The sequence below is a fragment of the Colwellia sp. BRX10-9 genome, assembly GCF_014077405.1.
Classification (GTDB): domain Bacteria; phylum Pseudomonadota; class Gammaproteobacteria; order Enterobacterales; family Alteromonadaceae; genus Colwellia_A.
The window spans coordinates 1-371 of record NZ_JACGVV010000123.1 but is presented as its reverse complement, the minus strand read 5'-3'; the positions used below and the strand labels follow the sequence as shown (position 1 = coordinate 371).

The 371-nt window shown below is 44.5% G+C and carries 1 pseudogene; it reads left to right on the top strand.

Annotated features, from left to right (window positions below):
- Positions 1 to 371 (top strand): annotated as a pseudogene (locus H4J69_RS20545) (transposase); the annotation flags it as partial.

Genomic DNA, 371 nt, shown 5'->3' with positions numbered 1-371 from the left:
AAAGAAGATAAATGCACGGGGCACTTTTGGGAAGGACGCTTTAAATCTCAAGCCCTGCTCGATGAAGGGGCATTACTTGCTTGTATGGCTTATGTAGATTTAAATCCAGTGCGTGCGGGCATTGCCCCAACACCTGAGCAATCGAGTTTTACCAGTATTCAACTGCGTATCAAAGCAGCCATTATGGGAGAGCAACCGACAACGTTATTACCTTTTACGGGCAATGAACAGCAAGCTAAAACCTCAGGTATCCGCTTTAGCTTGAAGGACTATTTAACCCTTGTAGATGAAACAGGTCGCGTAATAAGAGCAGACAAACGAGGCGCTATCGATAACAAAACCGCAAATATACTGTCAAGACTTCACATCAG